This is a genomic window from Nocardia sp. NPDC057663, from assembly GCF_042799895.1.
Lineage (GTDB): Bacteria > Actinomycetota > Actinomycetes > Mycobacteriales > Mycobacteriaceae > Nocardia.
Genome location: NZ_JBHVHX010000004.1, coordinates 380537 through 400816 on the forward strand (window position 1 = coordinate 380537; position 20280 = coordinate 400816).

At 69.0% G+C, this 20280-nt stretch carries 17 protein-coding genes; 8 read left to right on the forward strand and 9 right to left on the reverse strand.

Annotated elements, in window-relative coordinates; all coding sequences use genetic code 11:
* Positions 1–566 precede the first annotated feature (566 nt).
* On the reverse strand, positions 567–1736 hold the full coding sequence (locus ACFVAV_RS13035; RefSeq protein ID WP_379034341.1) for an acyl-CoA dehydrogenase family protein: 1170 nt from the start codon (positions 1734–1736) through the stop codon (positions 567–569).
* A gap of 124 nt (positions 1737–1860) precedes the next feature.
* On the opposite strand from ACFVAV_RS13035, the gene ACFVAV_RS13040 reads away from it, so the two are divergent.
* From ACFVAV_RS13040 to ACFVAV_RS13075, 8 genes are all read left to right on the forward strand, one after another.
* Positions 1861–2667, forward strand: a complete 807-nt coding sequence (locus tag ACFVAV_RS13040; RefSeq protein ID WP_379034343.1) for a FadR/GntR family transcriptional regulator — start codon at positions 1861–1863, stop codon at positions 2665–2667.
* Between the two features lie 311 nt (positions 2668–2978).
* Positions 2979–4574 (forward strand): SMP-30/gluconolactonase/LRE family protein, encoded by a 1596-nt coding sequence (locus tag ACFVAV_RS13045; RefSeq protein ID WP_379034345.1) that lies wholly within the window; start codon positions 2979–2981, stop codon positions 4572–4574.
* On the forward strand, positions 4571–5428 hold the full coding sequence (locus ACFVAV_RS13050) for an SDR family NAD(P)-dependent oxidoreductase (protein WP_379034348.1): 858 nt from the start codon (positions 4571–4573) through the stop codon (positions 5426–5428). The genes ACFVAV_RS13045 and ACFVAV_RS13050 overlap by 4 nt, the downstream gene beginning before the upstream one ends.
* Positions 5429–5457: 29 nt before the next feature.
* Entirely contained in the window at positions 5458–6831 is a 1374-nt protein-coding gene (locus ACFVAV_RS13055) for an SRPBCC family protein (protein ID WP_379034350.1), read from the forward strand.
* A 25-nt stretch (positions 6832–6856) separates the two neighbouring features.
* Positions 6857–8680, forward strand: a complete 1824-nt coding sequence (locus ACFVAV_RS13060; RefSeq protein WP_379034352.1) for a flavin-containing monooxygenase — start codon at positions 6857–6859, stop codon at positions 8678–8680.
* Positions 8677–9609: an SDR family NAD(P)-dependent oxidoreductase gene (locus ACFVAV_RS13065; protein WP_379034354.1), complete on the forward strand. Its 933-nt coding sequence runs from the start codon at positions 8677–8679 to the stop codon at positions 9607–9609. The genes ACFVAV_RS13060 and ACFVAV_RS13065 overlap by 4 nt, the downstream gene beginning before the upstream one ends.
* Complete coding sequence (locus ACFVAV_RS13070; RefSeq protein WP_379034356.1) at positions 9590–11296, forward strand: thiamine pyrophosphate-binding protein; 1707 nt, start codon at positions 9590–9592, stop codon at positions 11294–11296. Before ACFVAV_RS13065 ends, ACFVAV_RS13070 begins: the two co-directional genes overlap by 20 nt.
* Before the next feature lie 2 nt (positions 11297–11298).
* Positions 11299–12726 (forward strand): aldehyde dehydrogenase family protein, encoded by a 1428-nt coding sequence (locus ACFVAV_RS13075; RefSeq protein ID WP_379034358.1) that lies wholly within the window; start codon positions 11299–11301, stop codon positions 12724–12726.
* A gap of 100 nt (positions 12727–12826) precedes the next feature.
* On the opposite strand, the gene ACFVAV_RS13080 is transcribed toward ACFVAV_RS13075, so the two are convergent.
* The 8 genes from ACFVAV_RS13080 to ACFVAV_RS13115 form a co-directional block, all read right to left on the reverse strand.
* A complete protein-coding gene (locus ACFVAV_RS13080) occupies positions 12827–13402 on the reverse strand; it encodes a hypothetical protein (protein WP_379034360.1) in 576 nt (191 codons plus the stop codon).
* A 67-nt stretch (positions 13403–13469) separates the two neighbouring features.
* Positions 13470–13583, reverse strand: coding sequence for a M91 family zinc metallopeptidase (locus tag ACFVAV_RS13085; RefSeq protein ID WP_379034362.1), 114 nt, complete (start codon positions 13581–13583; stop codon positions 13470–13472).
* A 246-nt stretch (positions 13584–13829) separates the two neighbouring features.
* On the reverse strand, positions 13830–14981 hold the full coding sequence (locus ACFVAV_RS13090; protein ID WP_379034364.1) for an acyl-CoA dehydrogenase family protein: 1152 nt from the start codon (positions 14979–14981) through the stop codon (positions 13830–13832).
* A 14-nt stretch (positions 14982–14995) separates the two neighbouring features.
* Entirely contained in the window at positions 14996–16138 is a 1143-nt protein-coding gene (locus tag ACFVAV_RS13095; protein WP_379034366.1) for a thiolase family protein, read from the reverse strand.
* A gap of 2 nt (positions 16139–16140) precedes the next feature.
* Entirely contained in the window at positions 16141–16977 is an 837-nt protein-coding gene (locus ACFVAV_RS13100) for an enoyl-CoA hydratase/isomerase family protein (RefSeq protein ID WP_379034368.1), read from the reverse strand.
* 115 nt (positions 16978–17092) lie between these two features.
* Positions 17093–18337: a CaiB/BaiF CoA transferase family protein gene (locus tag ACFVAV_RS13105; protein ID WP_379034370.1), complete on the reverse strand. Its 1245-nt coding sequence runs from the start codon at positions 18335–18337 to the stop codon at positions 17093–17095.
* Entirely contained in the window at positions 18337–19101 is a 765-nt protein-coding gene (locus ACFVAV_RS13110) for an SDR family NAD(P)-dependent oxidoreductase (protein ID WP_379034372.1), read from the reverse strand. Before ACFVAV_RS13110 ends, ACFVAV_RS13105 begins: the two co-directional genes overlap by 1 nt.
* The gene (locus ACFVAV_RS13115; protein WP_379034569.1) at positions 19101–20267 is read right to left on the reverse strand and encodes an acyl-CoA dehydrogenase family protein; all 1167 of its coding nucleotides are present in this window, start codon (positions 20265–20267) and stop codon (positions 19101–19103) included. Before ACFVAV_RS13115 ends, ACFVAV_RS13110 begins: the two co-directional genes overlap by 1 nt.
* Positions 20268–20280: the final 13 nt, after the last annotated feature.

Sequence of the window (20280 nt, forward strand, 5' to 3'; positions counted from 1 at the left end):
AGCCGCTCCGTCGACGCCCGGCCCGGTGAACCGCTCACCACCGGCGCCGTTTCCGGTCCACACAGCGGATTCCGCGCCGACCGACGAGTCGGCGACCTGCCCGTATGCACCCGCGCCGAACCCGGCGGGGGTTCCCTCGGGTCGAGCCGTCGCGGTCCACCGTCGGCCTGCCGGATCGACCGCGACGACGCGCAGGTCGAGGCCGTCGATCGCGGCGGCGGGCTCCGGACCGGCCACCACGACGAGGGCGTCGGCGTCGAGGTCGTCCGCGCGGGACAGGCGCTCCGCCACCGGATACGGGACGGCCCAGTAGCCCGCGCTGCGGCACAGGGCGGCGGCCGCTTCCAGTTCGATCGGGTCGCGCCGGGGACTCAGGTCCCATGCGCCCAGCCGCTCGAAAACGGGCGCGATCATCGTGTCCCGGATCGTCGGGTCGGCCTCCGCCAGCTGAACGAGGTCGTCACCGCCCGCCGCGCGCAGCGCGCGGAGTGCCTGAATGCCGAATTCGGCAGCCTCGCCGGACAATTCGAGCTGCATGTCGCCCCCTGGTGGTAGCGCGGCCGCACTCACGCGGCCGCCCCGGATCGTCGCGTTCCCGACAGCAACGCGCGGGCCAGCAGGATCTGCTGCATCTCGACACTGCCCGAGGCCACGGTCGCGGCGTTCGCGTAGCGCCAGTGGTCGTCGACGGCGCGGCGAAAGTTCCGGCGTGCGCCGTCTTCGTCGGGTACGTGGGCGGCCAGTTCGGTGAGCAGCGCGGCGCTCTCCTGGTCCAGCCGGGTGACCGCGATCCGGTAGGTGGCGGCGTCGCCGGGCGCCACGCGACCCGTGTTCTGCAGGGCGACAACCTGATACGCCAGCAGCCGGGCCCGCCGCGCACGCGTGAGCGCACGCGCCCACCGGCCGCGCAGGGCAGGTGACAGGGTGTCCCAGCGTTCACCGAGCGCGGTCGGCGCGAGGTGCAGCAGCCGTTCGCAGCGGGCGTAGCGGGCTATGCCGACCCGTTCGAAGGCCAGCACTTCCTGCACCACGGCCCAGCCCGCGTCCACGGAGCCGAGCACGTCGGCCGGGCCGACCGGCACGTCGTCGAAGAAGACCTCGTTGAGGTGATGCGGCCCGAGCATGGAGCGGATCGGGCGGACCTCGATACCGGGTGCCGTCATGGGCAGCAGAAACACCGTGAGTCCCTGCTGTTTACGGCCACCGGTCGAGGTGCGGGCGAGCAGGAAGCACCACTGCGCCATGGTGGCGTAGGAGGTCCAGATCTTCTGCCCGGTGATCCGCCAGCCGTCGCCGTCGGGGCGCGCGGTCGTGCGCAGCGAGGCCAGGTCCGACCCGGCGTCCGGCTCGGAGAAGCCCTGGCACCAGATCACCTCGCCCGCCGCGATGGGCGGCAGGTGCAGCCGCTGCTGCTCGGGGGTGCCGTGCCGCATCAGGGTGGGCCCGACCCAGTTGACGCCCATGTACTGCGCGCCACGCGGTTCGTGGTGTGCCCACATCTCCTCGCGCACCACTGTCTGCTCCCACATCGATGCGCCCTGCCCGCCGAAACGCTGTGGCCATGCCGCACAGAGCAATCCACGATCGGCGAGCACGCCACAGAATTTCTGCGCTGTCGCCAGGTCCGCGGGGTCGTCGGTGAACGCGCCGAGAAAATCGTCCGGAACCTCCGCGGCGATCAACTGCCGGAGCTCGCTGCGCAGACCCGCTGCGGCTTCGCCCATGGTGAAGTCCATACGACGCACGGTACTTCAATCCTCATAAGGATAGCAATATTTGTTGGGTCAACGACGCCCCGACTAGACTGCCGCCCATGGCGGAGACGACGACCCGGGCTGCAGTGCGCGACAGGCGAGCCGCATGACCGCCCCACGCCGGGGCCGGGTCCCGCAGCGCCGCATCGCCGAGACGGTCGCCGCCGAACTGCGCGCCCGCATTCTCACCGGCGACGCGGACTACCGGCTCCCCACCCAGGACCAGCTGGTCCACGACTTCGGCGTCAGCTACCCGTCGATCCGCGAGGCGCTGCGCATCCTGGAGACCGAGGGCCTGGTCACCGTTCGCCGCGGCAATGTCGGTGGCGCCGAGGTGCATCGGCCCGACGAGTCCTCGGCCGCCTATCACCTCGGCCTCGCCCTGCAGGGCGCCCGGGTGACGCTCGGAGATCTGGCCGCCGGCCTGCGCATGCTCGAACCCCTGTGCGCGGCCGCGTGCGCGGGCCGGGCCGACCGGGCGACGACCGTGGTGCCCGCCCTGCTCGAGAACGTCGAGAAGTCCGCCGAACTGCTCGACGACGGCGCCGAATTCACCCACACCGCCAGGGAATTCCACGATCTGATCGTGACCCACACGCCCAATCTCACCGTGCGCTACATGGTGAGTTCGCTGGTCACCCTGTGGTCGGCACAGGAGCAGGCCTGGGCGGTCGAGCTCACCAGGGAGGGCGAGTACCCCTCCCGCGAGCAGGCCGACGCGGCCGTGCGCACCCACCGCCGGATCGCGCGCGAGATCGAGGCCGGTCGCGCCGCCGAGGCCGAGCGGCTCTACCGCAGCCACCTCTCGGCCACCCAGAGCCTGGTGCTCGAACGGTACGACGCCGACATGATCAGCGCGTCGCCGCAGGGCGCCCGGCCGACGACGCGGATGCGGCCGAGCACCCGAATCTGAGCCGGGACATCCCCCGTACCAGTGGATTCACGAATACCGGCCCACCGGTACCCCATCTTGGATAATCTAATTCTCACGTTCTTGCATATCTAGTTCCCTTCCCTTCCGGCGAGCCCGCCCGATCTCGATCGCCGCCCTCGTGGCACCGCATCATCACTTCGGAGCGCCTCGTCATACAGCCGTGCCTGCATCCGCGAAGGGCACGCTGAACAGGGGTTTCACTGAGCAAATCCAGTATTGCAATCATTATGAGGATTGACGTACCGTGACCCGCAACACCCACTGATCCGACCGTAGGGGAGGGCCCCGCAGTGACCCGAGGGGCGCGCTACCGCAGCGAGACACCATTCACCGTCGCCGAGGGCTGGAGCCTGCGCCGACTCACGCCACCGAGCCGCCTCTTCGGCGCCAACGGCCTACGGACCGGCGCGGACAACCGCATCTACGTCGCGCAGGTGGCGGGCAGCCAGATCAGCGCGCTCGATGTCACCACCGGCGAGCTCGAGACTGTCAGCGCCAAGGGCGGCGACATCGTCGCCCCCGACGACCTCGCCTTCGACACCGAGGGCAATCTCATCGCCACCGAATACATGGACGCCCGTGTCAGCGTGCGCCACACCGACGGCACCTCGCGGGTACTGCGCGACGACCTGCCTGGCGCGAACGGCATCACCTTCCACCACGGCAGGCTGTTCGTCAACGAGTGCCGGGTCGGCGGGCGGCTGATGGAGCTGCCGCTCGACGGCAGCGCCCCGCGCGTGCTGCAGGACAACCTGCCGATGCCCAATGCCATGGAGTTCGGCCCCGACGGACTCCTCTACTACCCGGTCATGGGCACCAACGACATCTGGCGCATCGATCCCGACGGCGGCGAACCCGAACGTGTTATCGGCGATCTCGGCGTGCCCGACTCGGTCAAGTTCGATGCCGAGGGGTTCCTCGTCTCGACCCAGGTCGGCACCGGCGAGGTGCTGCGGATCGACTCGCGGACCGGCGAGCGGCAGGTACTGGCCGCGCTGGCGCCCGGCCTGGACAACTGCACCTTCGTCGGCAACCGGTTGTTCGTGTCGAGCTTCACCGGCGAGATCACCGAGATCCTCGCCGGCGGCGCGACCGAGTCGATCCTGGAAGGCGGCCTCATGTGGCCGCTGGATCTGACCGTGGCCCCCGACGGCACCCTCTATGTCGCCGACGGCACCTACCTCTACGCATTCGGTGACGCCGGGCTGACTCAGGTCGCCTCGCTGTTCAGCCTCAACACTCCCGGCTACGTGCGCGGCGTGACCGCCGTGGGCCCCGGCGAACTGCTGGTGGCCACCTCCTCGGGCGAGATCGCCTCCTACCGGCCGGGTCCCGAGCCGGTCACCGAGGTCCTGGCCGAGGGCTTCGACCAGCTCTACGGCATCGCCGCCACCGCCGACCGCACCGTCGTGGCCGCCGAATTCGGTGCGGGCCGTGTCCTTTCGCTGCGCGGCGGCACGGTCGAGGTGCTGGCGAGTGGCCTGGATCGCCCGCTCGGCGTGGCTCTCGGCCCCGACGACACCGTGCTGGTCTCCGAGTCCGGCAGTGGGCGGGTCGTCTCGATCGGCAGCGGCGGCGTGGACACCGTCGTCGACGGACTGGACACACCGCACGGAATCCTGGTGCGCGGCAACCGATTGCTCATCGTCGACGTCGGCCTCAAGGCACTGATCGAGTTCGACCTCGCGACCAAGGTTCGCAGCGTGCTCGCGGCGAACCTGCCGGTGGGCGTACCCGAAGGCGTGGTCGCCAAGCCGCTGCTCGGCACGCCACCGTTCTCCGGCCCGATGGGTCCGTTCGCGGGCATCACCGCCGGGCCCGACGGCACCGTCTACCTCTCCGCCGACGCCGAGGGCAGCGTGCTCGCGCTGCGGCCACCGGCATGAGCGCGGCGGCGGGCTTCGAGGGCCTGGGTCTGCGGGACAGGATCGTCATCGTCTCGGGTGCGGGCGGCGGTGGCATCGGCACGGCGGTCACCCGCCTGGTCGCTACCGCCGGGGCGACCGTGGTAGCGGTGAGCCGATCGAAGGACAACCTCGACACCCACATCAATCCCCTCGCGGCCGAAGGACTTTCGGTGATCCCGGTCGCCGCCGACGCCGGCACCGACGAGGGGATCACGAAGGTCCTGGAGCGAGTCGCCGACCTGCCCGGCAGTCTGCACGGGCTGGTGAACGTGGCAGGCGGCGCGGATCCCGCCACCTGGATGCCCGCCACCCGCGTCACCCGCGAGGACTGGCGCGCGCTGTTCGCCCAGAACCTGGAGACCATGTTCTTCATGAGCCAGGGGGTGGCCAGGGCGCTGCGGGAGCAGGGCAGCCCGGGGTCGATCGTCTCGGTCTCCTCGATCAGCGGGATGAACACCGCGCCCTTCCACATCGCCTACGGCACAGCCAAAGCCGCACTCGTGGCCGCCACCCGGACGCTGGCCGTGGAACTGGCCCAGGACGGTATCCGGGTCAACGCCGTCGCCCCCGGCGTCACCGAGACCCCGGCCTCACGGGCCTACGTCGGCACCGACCCCGACCGCGACAGGCGCGCCATCACCATGGGCAGGCGCGGTCAGCCGGAAGAACAGGCCGGCCCGATCCTGTTTTTGCTCTCGGACCTGTCGACCTATCTCACCGGCCAGACGCTGCTCGTGGACGGCGGCCTGAATCTGCGCTGGACCCATCTGGGCGGTGACCACACCTCGCTGTTCCTCGAGAACGAGGACTTCCGCGCCGCCATCACCCGCTGACGAACCACGGTGTGCATCAGGAGGATGTCATGACCGAAACCGCCGAGAACACCACCGATCCCACCGCCGACCCGCTGTCGACCCCGATGACGATCGGCGTCGAGGCCTACATCTCCCCGGAGTACGCCAGGGCCGAGGGTGACCGCCTGTGGGCCAAGGTGTGGCAGCAGGTCTGCCGGGTGGAGGAGATCCCCCGGGTCGGCGACTACCTGACCTACGAGATCGCCGCCGACTCCATCATCGTCGTCCGTACCACGCCCGAGACCCTGCGCGCCTACCACAATGTGTGCGCGCACCGAGGCCGCCGACTCGTCGACACTCCCCCGGGCGCGCACGACGGTCGCGGGCAGGCCCGCCAGTTCACCTGCAACTTCCACGGCTGGCGCTACGACCTCGAAGGTCGCAACACCTTCGTCGCCGAACGCGAGGACTGGCCGTGCGGTCTCACCGACCGCAACGATGGACTCCAGCAGGTGCGGGTCGACACCTGGGGCGGCTGGGTCTGGATCACCATGGACCCCGATTGCGAATCGCTGCGCGACTATCTCGAGCCCGCCGCGAGCCTGCTCGAGCACTTCGAGCTGGAGAAGATGCGCTACCGGTGGCGCAAATGGCTGACCTTCGACTGCAATTGGAAGGTCGCCTTCGAGGCGTTCATGGAGACCTACCACGTCCCTTACACCCACCCGGAGTTCTCGAACTTCGGTTCCTTCCTGGGCTGGGCCCGCGCGCAGGGCAAGCACAGCAATATCGGCTACGACGCGCCGAAGGGCATGGAGGAGAACCAGGCCAAGCTGCGCGTCGGTGGCGGCGCCGACGCCCGGGTCTCCACCGCTCAGCTGCAGAACTTCACCTGGGAGAACGCCAACACCAACACCACCCGCACCCTGGTGGACGTGGCCAACCGGCTGATCGACGAACTGCCCGAGGGCACCCCGTCGGACCAGGTGCTGCGCTACTGGCTCGAAACCGCCAGGGCCGAGGACCAGGCGCGCGGCGTCGACTGGCCCAAGGTCGAACCCGACATCGTCGCCCAGAGTGGCACCGCCTGGCAGATCTTCCCGAACTTCCAGATCGGGCACGCGGTCAACAACATGCTCTGCTACCGGTTCCGCCCCTACGGCACCGATCCGGACAAATGCATCTTCGAAGCCGCGGTCTTCGAGCTGTTCCCGGAAGGGGAAGAGCCGCAGACCGAATGGGAGTACACCCCGGTCGGCGACCCCGGCTGGCGCACCGTGCTGCCGCAGGACTTCGACAATATGGCCGCGGTCCAGCAGGGCATGAAATCGCGGGGCTTCTCCGGCCCCAAGCCCAATCCCTATCGCGAACGCAGTGTGGTCAACCTGCACCACAACCTCGCCCGGTACATGGACACCGGCGCTCCCCGTGATCTCGCGTGAATCACCCTCCAGCAAGGAAATCCGCATGAGCGACTGCGCACCCACGCAGACCCCCGACGTCGATGTCGAGGAACTCCGGGCCGTCTACCTCGCCGAACGCGACAAGCGCGTGCGCACCGAGGGCCAGGGTCAGTACCTGGTGACCGACGACGGCTTCACCGACTTCTACGAGGGCGACCCGTACACGAGAGTCGTTCCCCGGGAACCGATCACCGACGACATCGGCATCGCGATCCTCGGCGGTGGCTGGGCGGGTCTGCTCGCCGCCGCCCGGCTCGAGGAGGCCGGGGTCACCGACTTCCGGATCATCGAGCTGGCCGGCGATTTCGGTGGTGCCTGGTATTGGAACCGGTATCCCGGCATCCAGTGCGACACAGACAGCTACGCCTATCTGCCGCTGCTCGAGGAAACCGGCTACATGCCGACCGAGAAGTACGCGCGCGGCGACGAGTGTTTCGAGCACGCGCAGCGCATCGGCAAGCACTACAACCTCTACGGCCGCACGATCTTCAGCACGCTGGTGAAATCACTGAGCTGGGACGACGAGCTCGACCGCTGGCGCATCGGCACCAACCGCGGCGACGACCTGCGCGCCCGCTTCGTGATCATGGCGCAAGGCCCGTTCAACAAGCCCAAACTGCCTGGCATCCCCGGTATCTCAGAGTTCACCGGCCACACCTTCCACAGCGCGCGCTGGGACTACGAGTACACCGGCGGCAGTATGCGGGGCGGGCTGGACAAGCTCGCGGGCAAGAAGGTCGCGGTGATCGGCACCGGCGCCAGCGGCATCCAGATCGTGCCGCACCTGGCCGAGACCGCCGAGCACCTCTACGTCTTCCAGCGCACCCCCTCCTATGTCTACGAGCGCGGTGACGTGCCGACCGATCCGGAGTGGGCCGCCTCGGTGCAGCCGGGCTGGACCCGCGAGCGCAAGCGCAACTTCCACACCGCCGCGTTCGAGGCGTTCACCCCGGGCCAGGCCGACCTGATCTGCGACGGCTGGACCGAGGTCAGCCGCAACCTGGAGGCGCATCTCAGCGCCACCGGCGGGTGGGCGACGCTGACGCCGGAGAAGTTCCTGGAGCTGCGCGAGATCGAGGACTACAAGGCGATGGAGCGCGTGCGCAGGCGCGTCGACGAGATCGTCACCGATCCGGCCACGGCGGCCGCGCTCAAGCCGTACTACCGGTTCCTGTGCAAGCGGCCGTGTTTCAACGACCAGTACCTGCCCACCTTCAACCGCGACAACGTGACCCTGGTCGATGTCGCGAAAACCAAAGGCGTGGAGCGCATCACGGCCCGGGGCATCGTCGCCGACGGCGTCGAGCACGCGGTGGACTGCATCATCTTCGCCAGCGGCTTCGAGATCACCACCGATCTGGACCGCCGCTTCGGCATCGCGCCGTTCGCCGGCCGCGACGGGCTGTCCCTCTACGAGCACTGGGGCGCGGGCTATCAGACCTTGCACGGCCTCACCACCCGCGGCTTCCCGAACCTTTTCTTCACCGGGTTCCTCCAGGGCGGAGTCACCGCGAGCACCACCGACATGTTCGACCAGCAGGCCGAGCACATCGCCTACATCCTGAAGCGGGCCGTCGACACCGGGGCCACCACGGTCGAGCCCACCGCCGAAGCGGTGCGGGAGTGGGTGACCACGGTGCGCGAAACCGCGGTCGACAACAGCACTTTCCAGCGGGAGTGCACGCCCGGCTACTACAACAACGAGGGCGAGCAGACCATCCGCTCGCACCTCGGCGAACCGTACTGGCCCGGCTTCTACGCCTTCGGTGACCTCCTGCGGGCGTGGCGCGACAGCGGGGACCTGCCCGGTCTGGAGCTGAGCAGATGACGTTGCGATTCGACGATCGTGTCGCCGTGATCACCGGCGCGGGGCGCGGTCTGGGCCGGGCCTACGCGCTGCTGCTGGCCGCGCGGGGAGCCAAGGTCGTGGTCAACGATCTGGGCAGCAGTGTCCGCGGCGACACCGTCGAGGGCGATCCCGCCGCCGAGGTGGTGGCCGAGATCCGCGCGGCGGGTGGCGAAGCCGTCGCATGCGGCGAGTCCGTCGCCACGCCCGAGGGCGGGCGCGCGATCGTCGACGCCGCGCTGACGCACTTCGGGCGGCTCGACATCCTGGTGCACAACGCGGGCAATGTCCGCTACGGCACCCTGCGCGAGCTGAGCTACGCGGACTTCGAGTCGGTGCTCGATGTGCACCTGCGCGGAGCGTTCCATGTGGTGCGCCCGGCCTTTCCGGTCATGGCCGAGGCCGGGTACGGCCGCGTCGTGCTCACCTCCTCGATCGGCGGGCTCTACGGCAACAAGGGCGTCGCCAACTACGCGGTGGCCAAGGCGGGCATGATCGGGCTGTCCAATGTCGTCGCGCTCGAGGGCGCGGACTCGGGCATCACCAGCAATGTCATCGTGCCCGCCGCGGTGACCCGGCTGGCGGACGGACTCGACACCGCCGCCTATCCGCCGATGGGACCCGAACTCACCGCCCCGGCGGTCGGGTGGCTCGCCCACGAATCCTGCTCGATCACCGGCGAGATGCTGGTGGCCGTCGCCGGACGGGTGGGCCGGGCCTATATCGCCGAAACCCCGGGGGTCCATCGGCCCTCGTGGACGATCGAGCAGGTCGGCGAGCAGATCGACGCGATCCGTGACACCACGGACTCGTGGATCCTGCCGCCGGTTCCGGCCGGTCACACAGATCACCTCAGGAAGAGTTTCGCGCTAGTGACGGAGGCACACCGGCATGTCGGTCAAGGTCTATGAACGGATCCTTCAGCTGTTCGAAGCCGAAGGCATCACCACGATTTTCGGTATCCCGGATCCGAACTTCGTGCACATGTTCCATCTCGCGGAGGAACGCGGCTGGAACGTCATCGCACCGCATCACGAGGAATCGGCCGGTTTCATGGCCGAGGCGGTCTCCCGGATGACCGGCACGGCGGCGGTGTGCATCGGCACCCTCGGGCCCGGCGTCGCCAATCTCGCCGGCGCGATGATGTGCGCGAAGGTGGAGAACTCGCCGGTGATCTTCCTGGGTGGTCAGCGCGCCCGGATCACCGAGCAGCGGGTGCGTCGCGGCCGCATCCAGTTCGTCAAACAGGCTGCGCTGTTCGAGAACTCGGTGAAGTACAGCGCCAGCATCGAATACGCCGACCAGACCGACGAGATCATCCGCGAGGGCCTGCGCAAGGCACTCACCGGAACGCCAGGCCCGGTCTATATCGAATACCCCTCGCACGTCATCCTCGAAGAACTGGATGTGCCCGCTCCCCTGCCACCGTCCGGGTATCGCCTGGTCGGCCAGACGGCGGGCGCGGACAAGATCGCCGAGGCGGTCGACCTGCTGCGGGCGGCGAAGCAGCCGATCCTGCTGGTCGGTCACGGTGCGCACACCGCCCGCGCCGGGGCGTCGGTGCGGGAACTGGCCGAGCTGCTGGCGGTTCCGGTGATCCAGACCTCCGGCGGCACCTCCTACATCGAGGGTCTCGAGGATCGCACCTTCCCGTACGGTTTCTCCCCGTCGGCGGTCGAGGCCGTGGTGCAGTCGGATCTGTGCCTGGCGATCGGCACGGAGCTCGGTGAGCCGGTGCACTACGGGCGTGGCAGGCACTGGGTGGCGAACGAGGCGAACCGGAAATGGATTCTGATCGAACAGGATCCGACCGCGATCGGGGTCAACCGGTCCATCGATGTGCCGCTGGTCGGCGATCTGCGCGCGGTCGTGCCCCAGCTGGTCGAGGCATTGCGTGACACCCCGCGCACGGCCACCCCGGAGCTGGCCGGCTGGATCGAGCAGGACGCCGCGCGGCTGGCCGAACTCGCCGAGACCGCGCCGTCCGGGCGCACCCCGGTGCATCCGGCGCGGCTGATCGTGGAGGCCACCAAGGCTTTTCCCGCCGACGGCATCATGGTCCGCGACGGCGGCGCCACCACGATCTTCGGCTGGACCTACTCCCAGGCCAAGCCGCACGACGTGATCTGGAACCAGAACTTCGGCCACCTCGGCACCGGCCTGCCCTACGCGGTCGGCGCCTCGGTCGCCGAGGGCCGCAAACGCCCGGTGATGCTGATCTCCGGCGACTCCTCGTTCCAGTTCCAGATCGCTGAACTGGAAACCGCGGTACGCCTGAACCTTCCGCTGGTCTCGGTGGTCGCGGTGGACTACGCATGGGGCCTCGAGGTCGGCGTGTACAAACGCACCTTCGGGCAGGGCTCGCTGGAGACCGGCGTGCACTGGGGCACCGGAACCCGGTTGGACAAGGTCGCCGAGGGCTTCGGCTGCTACGGCGAGTACGTCGAGCGCGAGGAGGACATCGCGCCGGCGATCAAACGGGCCTACGCCAGTGGCAGACCAGGCGTGATCCACGTGGCCGTCGACCCGAAGGCGAACTCCGAGGAGATGCCCTCCTACGACGAGTTCCGCACCTGGTACGCGGAAGGAACCCAGTAGTCATGCCGGATATCTCCACGTTCTATGTCGGCGGCAAGTGGATCGAGCCCGTCGGCACCGCGACCTTCGAGGTCGTCGACCCGGCCACCGAAAAGGTCTACGGCACCGTCGCCGCGGGCACCGCGGCCGATATCGACCGGGCGGTGGCCGCCGCGCGCGGCGCGTTCCCGAACTGGTCGGCGAGTTCGGTCGACGACCGCCTCGCCGTGCTGACCGAGATCGGGGCCGAGTTCGAACGCCGCCGCGGCGACATCGCGGCCGCGCTGACCGCCGAGATGGGCGCCCCGGCGGCGCTGGCCAACGGGTTCCAGCTGAATCTGGTTGCCGGACATCTCGATACCGCGATCGAGGTGCTGCGCGACTACCCGTTCGCCGAGCAGCGCGGGGCCACCCTGATCGCCCGCGAGCCGATCGGCGTCGCGGGGCTGATCACGCCGTGGAACTGGCCGCTGAGCCTGATCGCGGTGAAGGTGTTCCCCGCGTTGGCCGCCGGCTGCACGGTCGTGCTCAAGCCCTCAGAGCAGTCGCCGTTCAGCGCGCAGATCTTCGCCGAGGTGCTCGACGCCGCCGGGGTGCCCGCGGGCGTGTTCAACCTGGTCCACGGTGACGGGCCCGGGGTGGGCGCGCCGCTGGCCGCGCACCCGGAGGTCGATGTCATCTCCTTCACCGGTTCCACCCGGGCCGGGATCGAGGTGGCCCGCGCCGCCGCGCCCAGCGTCAAGCGGGTCACCCAGGAACTCGGCGGCAAGAGCCCCAATATCGTGCTCGACGACGAGCAGTTCGCGGCGAATGTCGCGGCGGGCATCGGTCCGCTGATGATGAACTCCGGTCAGACCTGTAGCGCGCTGACCCGGATGCTCGTGCCGCGCGCCCGCATGGACGAGGCGATCGCGGCGGCGAAGTCAGCCGCCGAGCAGCTGACCGTCGGCGATCCGACCACCGAGGTCGCCCTCGGCCCGGTGGTGTCGAAGGCGCAGTTCGACAAGGTCCAGGGGCTCATCCAGCGCGGTATCGACGAGGGCGCGACCCTGGTCGTCGGCGGCACCGGCCGCCCGGACGGGCTGACGAAGGGCTACTACGTCAAGCCGACGGTATTCGCGAACGTCACCAACGACATGACGATCGCGCGCGAGGAGATCTTCGGTCCGGTGCTGACGATCCTGGCCTACGACAGCATCGACCACGCGGTGGAGATCGCCAACGACACCGAGTACGGGCTGGCGGGCAATGTCGCCGGCGCCGACCTCGAGCAGGCGCGCGCGGTGGCGCACCGCATCCGGGCCGGGTATGTCTCGATCAACGACGGGTTCGATTTCCACTGCCCGTTCGGTGGTTTCCGCAAGAGCGGCAACGGCCGCGAATGGGGTGCCTTCGGTTTCGACGACTACGTCGAGATCAAGGGCATCCTCGGGTACGCCCCAACCGCCTGAGGTAACTCGAAAGCGCCGGATGGTTCGCAAACAGTGAGCCCTTTCCTCAAGCGCTACATCCGGTCGGCTCCGGGTGGGACCGAAGATCACATCGCGGTGATCACCCGAGAGCCGCCGGGTCCGTGCAGAAGCGGTGCTGCTGTGCGTCCCACCCATGGGCCACAAACTCGACGCCCTTCGCCGTGTCGAGTTTCAGGGGAGGCGGGTATGGCTCTGGCACGACGCCGAGACAGAAGACGACGCCCGCCGGGCGGGACGGCAATGTGGGTGGACCGTCGTCGAAGCCGCCCCCGAAAGGGTGGTAGGGCTTGAACGGACGAGGCACCCGGATGGTTCGCGATTCTGTGGTGCCGGGGCGGACGCGCAGTACACCCACGGACGGCGCAACTGCCATTTCCTCGACTTCGTCAGGCCAGCCGAAGAGCCGCTCTGCGATTTCGATGAAGTCGCCTGCCGGGACAACATAGGCGTTCCCCTCAGGCGCCATGCCCTTATGCGAGACCAGTATTGGGACTATCAATTCCTTGGTACTTTGATTGTCCACACGCCAGCTAACCGTGACGTCCGCGCGCGCGATCGTCACATCGGCGTCGAACATCACCCCGACTGGAATCGTGGCCCCACCAGCTAGCTGGTCGACGGTATTCACCGTGGCGCCACAAGCGACGAGCAGCATTGCGCAGAGGGCAATCACCGACCAGGCCCGCCCGCTGGAACCGAACCTTCTTCCCACCGGTCGCGTATCAGTAATGTTCACGATGTGGCGCACCCATCTCCGCGCGCAACCCGTTCTCGGTCAGCTCGATTCGATGGTCGGGGTCGATTTGTTCCGGGGTGGCCGGATTGTGATCCCACAAACCCCCCTGCTCACCCTCGTTCTAGACGGTACCGGAAGATCCGCGTGCCTCACAGCTGATGCCGCAACGGCAGGACGCGGTCGCGCTCTACTGCGACACCCCCGGCGCGACGGGTCGCCGGGATTGCCGCCGCCACGATCTATGGCACCGGCACGGGGAAATACGCTGCGCTACAACGGGACTCGTCGGTACCCGACAGAACCTGTCAGGAGCTCCGAACAGCGATTCCGGCGCTTTCGTGTGCAGTCAGGACAGGCCGAGGTCCCTGGCGACGATCATCTTCATCACCTCGCTGGTCCCGGCGTAGATGCGGGCCACGCGTGCATCGGCGTAGAGGCGGGCGATCGGGTATTCCATCATGTAGCCGTAGCCGCCGAACAGTTGCAGGCAGCGGTCGACGGTGCGGGCCTGTACCTCGGTGCAGAACAGTTTCACCCGGGCGGCGTCGGCGCCGGAGAGCACGCCGTCGACCAGGTCCGCCACGGCCCGGTCGATCATGGTCTGCGCGGCCTCGACTTCGGTGGACAGCGCCGCCAGCTCGAACTTGGTGTTCTGGAACGAGGCGACCGGCGTACCGAAAGCCTTACGCTCCCTGGTGTATTCGACGGTCGCGCCGATCGCCGCACGGGCATGCGCGACCGAGCCGACGGCGACGGTGAGCCGTTCCTGGGGCAGGTTGTGGCCCAGATAGCCGAAGGCCGCGCCCTCCTTGCCCAGCCGGTTGGCCACCGACACCCGCACATCGGTGAACGACAGCTCCATGGTGTCCTGCACCTTGCAGCCCATCTTCTCCAGTTCCCGGCCGCGCTCGAAGCCGGGCATCCCGTCCTCGACGACCAGCAGCGTGAGTCCGGCCCTGCGGTTTTCGGGGTCGGTGGCGGTGCGCGCGACGACGATCACCAGATCGGCGAGCAATCCACCGGTGATGAAGGTCTTGGCTCCGTTGAGGATGTAGTGGTCGCCGTCGCGGACCGCGCTGGTGCGCATCCCGGCCAGGTCGGAGCCGGTACCGGGCTCGGTCATGGCGATGGCGGTGAGCAGTGATCCGTCGGCCAGGCCGGGGAACCAGCGCTCGCGTTGCGCCGCATTCGCATACTCGAGGAAGTAGGGCAGGATGACGTCGAGCTGGGTGCGGACGGTCCCGAGCGTCACCAGGGCGCGGGCCGCCTCCTCCTGCAGGACCACGTTGTAGCGGTAGTCGCGCAGACCCGCACCGCCGTACTCCTCGGGCAGCGCGATGCCGAGCAGGCCGAGTTCGCCCATCTCGGTGAAGATCTCGCGCGGCATCCGCCCGGCGCGTTCCCAATCCGCGTAGTTCGGCACAATGCGTTTCTCGACGAAACCTCGCACCAGTTCCCGAAACGCCTCGTGATCGGGCGTGAACATTTCGCGACGCACGTGATCTCCCGGTCTCAGACGAGCTCGACGACGGTGGCGTTGGCGGTGCCGCCGCCTTCGCACATGGTTTGCAGGCCGTAGCGAATCCCGTTGTCGCGCATGTGATGCAGCATGCGGGTCAGCAGGACCACGCCCGATCCGCCGAGCGGGTGTCCGAGCGCGATCGCCCCGCCCAGCGGGTTGAGCCGGGCAGGGTCGGCGCCGGTCTCGGCCAGCCAGGCCAGCGGCACCGGCGCGAAGGCCTCGTTCACCTCGTACACCCCGATCTCGGACAGCGCGAGCCCGGCGCGGCGCAGTACCTTCTCGGTGGCCGGGATCGGGCCGGTCAGCATGAGGACCGGGTCCGAACCGGCCACCGCGCCCGCCAGATAGCGGGCCAGTGGGGTGAGTCCCAGTTCGCGCGCCTTCGCCGGGGTGGTGAGCACCAGCGCGGCGGCGCCGTCGGAGATCTGGGAAGAGTTGCCCGCGTGGATGACTCCGTCGTCACGGAAGGCCGGCTTCAGCTTCGCCAGCTTCGCCACGCTGCTCCCCCGCCGGATGCCCTCGTCGACCTCGATCACACCGTCGTCGGTGGCCACGGGCACGATCTGCTCGGTGAAAGCGCCCGTATCCTGGGCGGCGGCAGCGCGTTCGTGGGAAAGCACCGAGAACTCGTCAAGGCGGGTACGGTCCAGGCCCCACTTCTCGGCGATGAGTTCGGCCGAGACGCCCTGGTTGAAGGAGAAGCCGTCGTAGCGGGCCAGCGCCTGCGGACCGTACGGCGCGCCACCGGCTTTGGCGGCACCCAGCGGCACCCGACTCATCACCTCGACCCCGCCTGCCACCACGACCTCGGCCATCCCCGACATGACCGCCTGGGCTGCGAAGTCGACGGCCTGCTGACTGGAACCGCAGGCGCGGTTCACCGTCGTGCCGGGCACGCTCTCCGGCCAGCCCGCGGCCAGGACCGCGTACCGGCCGATATTGCTCGACTGGTCGCCCACCTGGGAGACACAGCCCCACACCACGTCGTCGACGACAACCGGATCGAGGCCGGTGCGTTCGGCCAGAGCGGTGAGCACGCGGGCGGACAGGTCCGCCGGGTGCACCCCGGCCAGACCGCCGTTGCGTTTGCCGACCGCGGTGCGGACCGCGCCGGCGATGACTACCTCGGGCATGCCTATCTCCCGTTCTCGGAGCTCGTGGGACGGATCGGTGGACGTTGCACCGTCCACCGCCCGGTGAAGCGTGGCTCGCGCCGTGCGGCGAACGCGGAGAAGGCTTCCGGCGCGTCGGCGGTGGCGAAGTTCAGCCCCTGCGCACGGGACTCGGCGGCGAGCGCTTGGCGCAGGGTGATGTCGGCGCCTTCGTGCAGCAGCGCTTTGGTCTGGGCCAGCGCGACCGGCGGGCCCGCGGCCAGCCGGTCGGCGAGATCGTCGGTGAACGCGTCGATCTCGTCCGCGAGGCGTACCCAGGTGACCAACCCCAGTTCGTGTGCTTCACCCGCAGAGATGGTGTCGGCCAGTAGCGTCAGCCGCTTGGCCTGCTGCATCCCCACCAGCCGGGGCAGCAGCCACGAACCGCCCAGGTCGAGAGTGAGCCCACGGGCCGTGAACACCTGCGCGAAGGTCGATTCCGGGGTCGCGACCACCAGATCGCAGCCGAGCGCCAGATTCCACCCGGCACCGATCGCGGGCCCGGTGACCTTGGCGACCGTCGGCAGCGGCAGTTCGTGCAGCAACGTCGCCACCTCGGCGAGCGGACGCATGCGATAGATCGGATGCGCATTGTCGGGCACCGAGATATCGGCGCCGGAACAGAACGCGCTGCCCGCCCCGGTGAGGACCAGAGCCCGCACACCGCGATCGGTCGCGACCGCACGCAACGCCTCGGCCAGTGCACCGAAGAGTTCGGCGTCGATGGCATTGCGCCGATGCGGACGGTTCAGGGTCAGCGTGCGTACGCCGTCGCGGTCGGCGACCAGGAGAACGGGGGCGGCGGAGTTGGCATCGGTCATGATGCCCCCGTGCCACGCTGCGACCCGACCAGCGCACAGGCACCAGCACCTCGCCCGATCGGGGCGACACTCCCAGAGCTGCGGTGTCGGCGCCGCCCCGGGATTGCTTCGGCGGTCATGTCACGGCCTCGGTGGGGACCGGGCCGCCGATCACAGCTGTGCTGCGCCACAGTTCGATTTCCCCTGCGGTGCAGCCTATTTCGCTGAGCAGGCGGTCGGTATCGGCGCCGAGGGCGGGCACCGGGCCCATCGGTGGCTCGTAGTCGGCGATCACCGCGGGTGGCAGCAGCGACGGGATGGGGCCTGCGGGGGTGTCGATGTCGCGCCAGCGGTCGCGCTGTGACAGTTGCGGGTGGGCGACGACTTCGCTGGGGCGGTTGTAGCGGGCGTTGCCGATGCCCGCCTCGTCGGCGATGCGCTGGATGTCGGCCAGGTCGTGGCGGGTGCACCAGGCGGTGATGGCGGCGTCGAGTTCGGCGCGGTGGCGGGTGCGGCCGGTGTTGGTGCGAAATCGGTTGTCGGCGGCCAGGTCGGGGCGTTGCAGGATGGTCGTCGCCAGGCGCTGCCATTCGCGGTCGTTGGTGGTGCCGAGGACGACGGTGTGGCCGTCGGCGGTCGGGTAGGCGCCGTACGGGGCGACCGCGGGTGAGCTCATGCCGAGCGGTTCCTGATCCACCCCGGCGTGCCGGGCGTAGGTGAGGTGGTAGCCCATCAGCTCAGCCATCGTGTCGAACAGGCTGAGACCGATACTCGCGCCGGCCTTCTCGACGCCGCGCGTGACGTCGCGGCGGTACAGGGCGGTGACGATCGAGAGTGCGGCGTAGAGCCCGGTGGTCGCATCCGCCACCGGCGGACCGGGTTTGGCGGGCGACCCGGCGGTCCCGGTGACCGCGCAGACCCCAGCCTCGGCCTGCGCCAGCAGGTCGTAGGCGCGTTTGTGTGACAACGGCCCGTCCCGGCCGAACCCGTCGATCTCGACGGCCACGAGCGAGGGATACCGTGCGGCGAGCTCCTCGGGTGACAGACCGAGCCGGGCGGTGGCGCCCGGCGCCAGATTGGACACCAGCACATCGGCGCTGCTCAGCAACCGATGCAGAATATCCAGCCCCCCAACCGTTTTCAGATCAATGGCGACCGATTCCTTGCCCCGGTTCACCCAGACGAAATGCGCGGCCTGTCCGAGCACGACATCGTCGTAATGCCGGGCGAAATCACCGCCCACCGGGTTCTCGACTTTGATCACCCGCGCACCGAAATCAGCTAGCACCCTCGTACACATGGGCGCCGAGACGGCCTGTTCCAGCGCGATCACGGTGATCCCGGCCAGCGGCGCGGCCGCGGGTGGGTCGACCGGTGTCATCAGATCACCGTGCCGCCGTCCACCGGCAGCACCTGCCCGGTGACGAAGGAGGCGGCATCGGAGGCCAGGAAGACGAACGCGCCCGCCACCTCGTCCGGTTCGGCCCAGCGGCGCAACAGGATCCGGTCCAGCATCTGTGGCGCGAACCGGTCGTCGGTGCGGATGGCGTGCGTCATCGTGGTCGCGGCCAGCGGGGCCACCGCGTTGACCAGGATCTGCTTGCGCGCCAGCTCTTTCGCCATCGACTTGGTGATGCCGACGACCGCGGCTTTGGCCGCGGAGTAGTTCACCTGGCCGAGCGTGCCGACAATCCCGGCCGCGGAGGTGACATTGATGATCCGCCCGGTGCCGTCGGTGGGCAGGTACTCCAGTGCCGCCTGGACACACTGGATCGCCCCGAGGGCGTGGATGTCGAACAGGCGCCGCACCGACTCCCCGGTGGTCTTGTTCAGCATCGCCGGTGCGGTCACCCCGGCATTGTTGACCAGGATGTGCAGCGCGCCGCCGGCCAGGGCGGCCGCCCGCTCGGCGGCTTCGGCCGCCGCGTCGGCGTCGGTGACATCGAAGGCGAAACTCGCGGCGGTGCCGCCATTTCCGGTGATCTTCTCCGCGACGGCGGCCGCGGCCGCACCGTCCAGATCGGTCACCAGCACTGCGGCGCCCGCCGTGGCGAGGGCATGGGCGACTGCGGCACCGATGCCACCCGCCGCCCCGGTCACCAGCGCGGAACGCCCGGTAAGGTCGAACAGTGTCTGCGGTGCCATCAGTAACTCCTCGGCAGTCCCAGGGCGTGTGTGCCCAGAAAGTTCAAGATCATTTCCTGGCTGACCGGCGCGATCCGCATCACCCGTGACTCCCGGAAGTAGCGCGAGACGTGGTACTCCTCCGCGTATCCCATCCCGCCGTGGGTCTGCAGGGCGCGATCGGCCGCGGTGAAGCCGGCGTCGGCGCACAGGTACTTGGCCGTGTTCGCCTCGCGCCCACAGGATTTCCCGTTGTCGTAGCGCCAGGTCGCCTTGCGCAGGACCAGCTCGGCCGCGTCGAGACGAGCCAGCGAGTCGGCCAGGGGGAACTGGATGCCCTGATTGCTGCCGATCGGGCGGTCGAAGACGACGCGTTCCTTGGCGTAGCGCACTGCCCGGTCCAGGGCCACCCGGCCCAGGCCCAGCGCCTCGGCCGCGATCAGCATGCGTTCGGGGTTGAGTCCGTCCAGCAGGTAGCGGAAGCCCTGTCCTTCCTCGCCGACCCGGTCCTCGACCGGCACCCGCAGATCGTCGATGAACAGCTCGTTCGAGCTCACCGCGTTGCGGCCCATCTTGGCGATCGGGCGGATGTCGACGTGGGCGCGGTCCAGGTCCGTCAGGAACAGGGTCATGCCGTCGGTCTTCTTCTCGACCTCGTCGTAGGGCGTGGTCCGGGTCAGCAGCAGGATCTTCTCCGACTCGAGCGCCTTGGAGATCCACACCTTGCGGCCGTTCACCACGTAGTGGTCGCCGTCGCGGCGGGCCGAGGTGGTGATGCGCGGAGTGTCCAGTCCCGCACCGGGTTCGGTGACGCCGAAGCACACGTGCAGGTCACCGGCGGCGATGCGCGGCAGGGTGCGCTGCTTGAGTTCCTCGGAGCCGTGCACCACCACCGGCTGCATCCCGAAGATGGACATGTGGATCGAGCTCGCGGCGTTCATCCCGCCGCCGGAGCGCGACACCTCCTCGGCCAGCAGGGTGGCCTCGGTGATGCCGAGGCCGTGCCCGCCGTATTCCTCGGGGATGGTGATGCCGAGCCAGCCGCCGCTCGCGATCGCCCGGTAGAACTCGGTGGGGAATTCGTGGTCCCGGTCGTGTTCGAGCCAGTACTGGTCGTCGAATTTGCGGCACAGCTGGGCGACCGAGGAGCGGATCAGCTCCTGGTCCTCGGACAGGTCGAAATGCATGCCTTCGGGCATT

Bases quoted from the DNA above. Each gene is read 5' to 3' on its own strand.
- ACFVAV_RS13035 (WP_379034341.1), bottom strand. From the start codon at position 1,736: ATGGACTTCACCATGGGCGAAGCCGCAGCGGGTCTGCGCAGCGAGCTC.
- ACFVAV_RS13040 (WP_379034343.1), top strand. From the start codon at position 1,861: ATGACCGCCCCACGCCGGGGCCGGGTCCCGCAGCGCCGCATCGCCGAG.
- ACFVAV_RS13050 (WP_379034348.1), top strand. From the start codon at position 4,571: ATGAGCGCGGCGGCGGGCTTCGAGGGCCTGGGTCTGCGGGACAGGATC.
- ACFVAV_RS13055 (WP_379034350.1), top strand. From the start codon at position 5,458: ATGACCGAAACCGCCGAGAACACCACCGATCCCACCGCCGACCCGCTG.
- ACFVAV_RS13060 (WP_379034352.1), top strand. From the start codon at position 6,857: ATGAGCGACTGCGCACCCACGCAGACCCCCGACGTCGATGTCGAGGAA.
- ACFVAV_RS13065 (WP_379034354.1), top strand. From the start codon at position 8,677: ATGACGTTGCGATTCGACGATCGTGTCGCCGTGATCACCGGCGCGGGG.
- ACFVAV_RS13070 (WP_379034356.1), top strand. From the start codon at position 9,590: ATGTCGGTCAAGGTCTATGAACGGATCCTTCAGCTGTTCGAAGCCGAA.
- ACFVAV_RS13075 (WP_379034358.1), top strand. From the start codon at position 11,299: ATGCCGGATATCTCCACGTTCTATGTCGGCGGCAAGTGGATCGAGCCC.
- ACFVAV_RS13080 (WP_379034360.1), bottom strand. From the start codon at position 13,402: ATGCTGCTCGTCGCTTGTGGCGCCACGGTGAATACCGTCGACCAGCTA.
- ACFVAV_RS13095 (WP_379034366.1), bottom strand. From the start codon at position 16,138: ATGCCCGAGGTAGTCATCGCCGGCGCGGTCCGCACCGCGGTCGGCAAA.
- ACFVAV_RS13100 (WP_379034368.1), bottom strand. From the start codon at position 16,977: ATGACCGATGCCAACTCCGCCGCCCCCGTTCTCCTGGTCGCCGACCGC.
- ACFVAV_RS13105 (WP_379034370.1), bottom strand. From the start codon at position 18,337: ATGACACCGGTCGACCCACCCGCGGCCGCGCCGCTGGCCGGGATCACC.
- ACFVAV_RS13110 (WP_379034372.1), bottom strand. From the start codon at position 19,101: ATGGCACCGCAGACACTGTTCGACCTTACCGGGCGTTCCGCGCTGGTG.
- ACFVAV_RS13115 (WP_379034569.1), bottom strand. From the start codon at position 20,267: ATGCATTTCGACCTGTCCGAGGACCAGGAGCTGATCCGCTCCTCGGTC.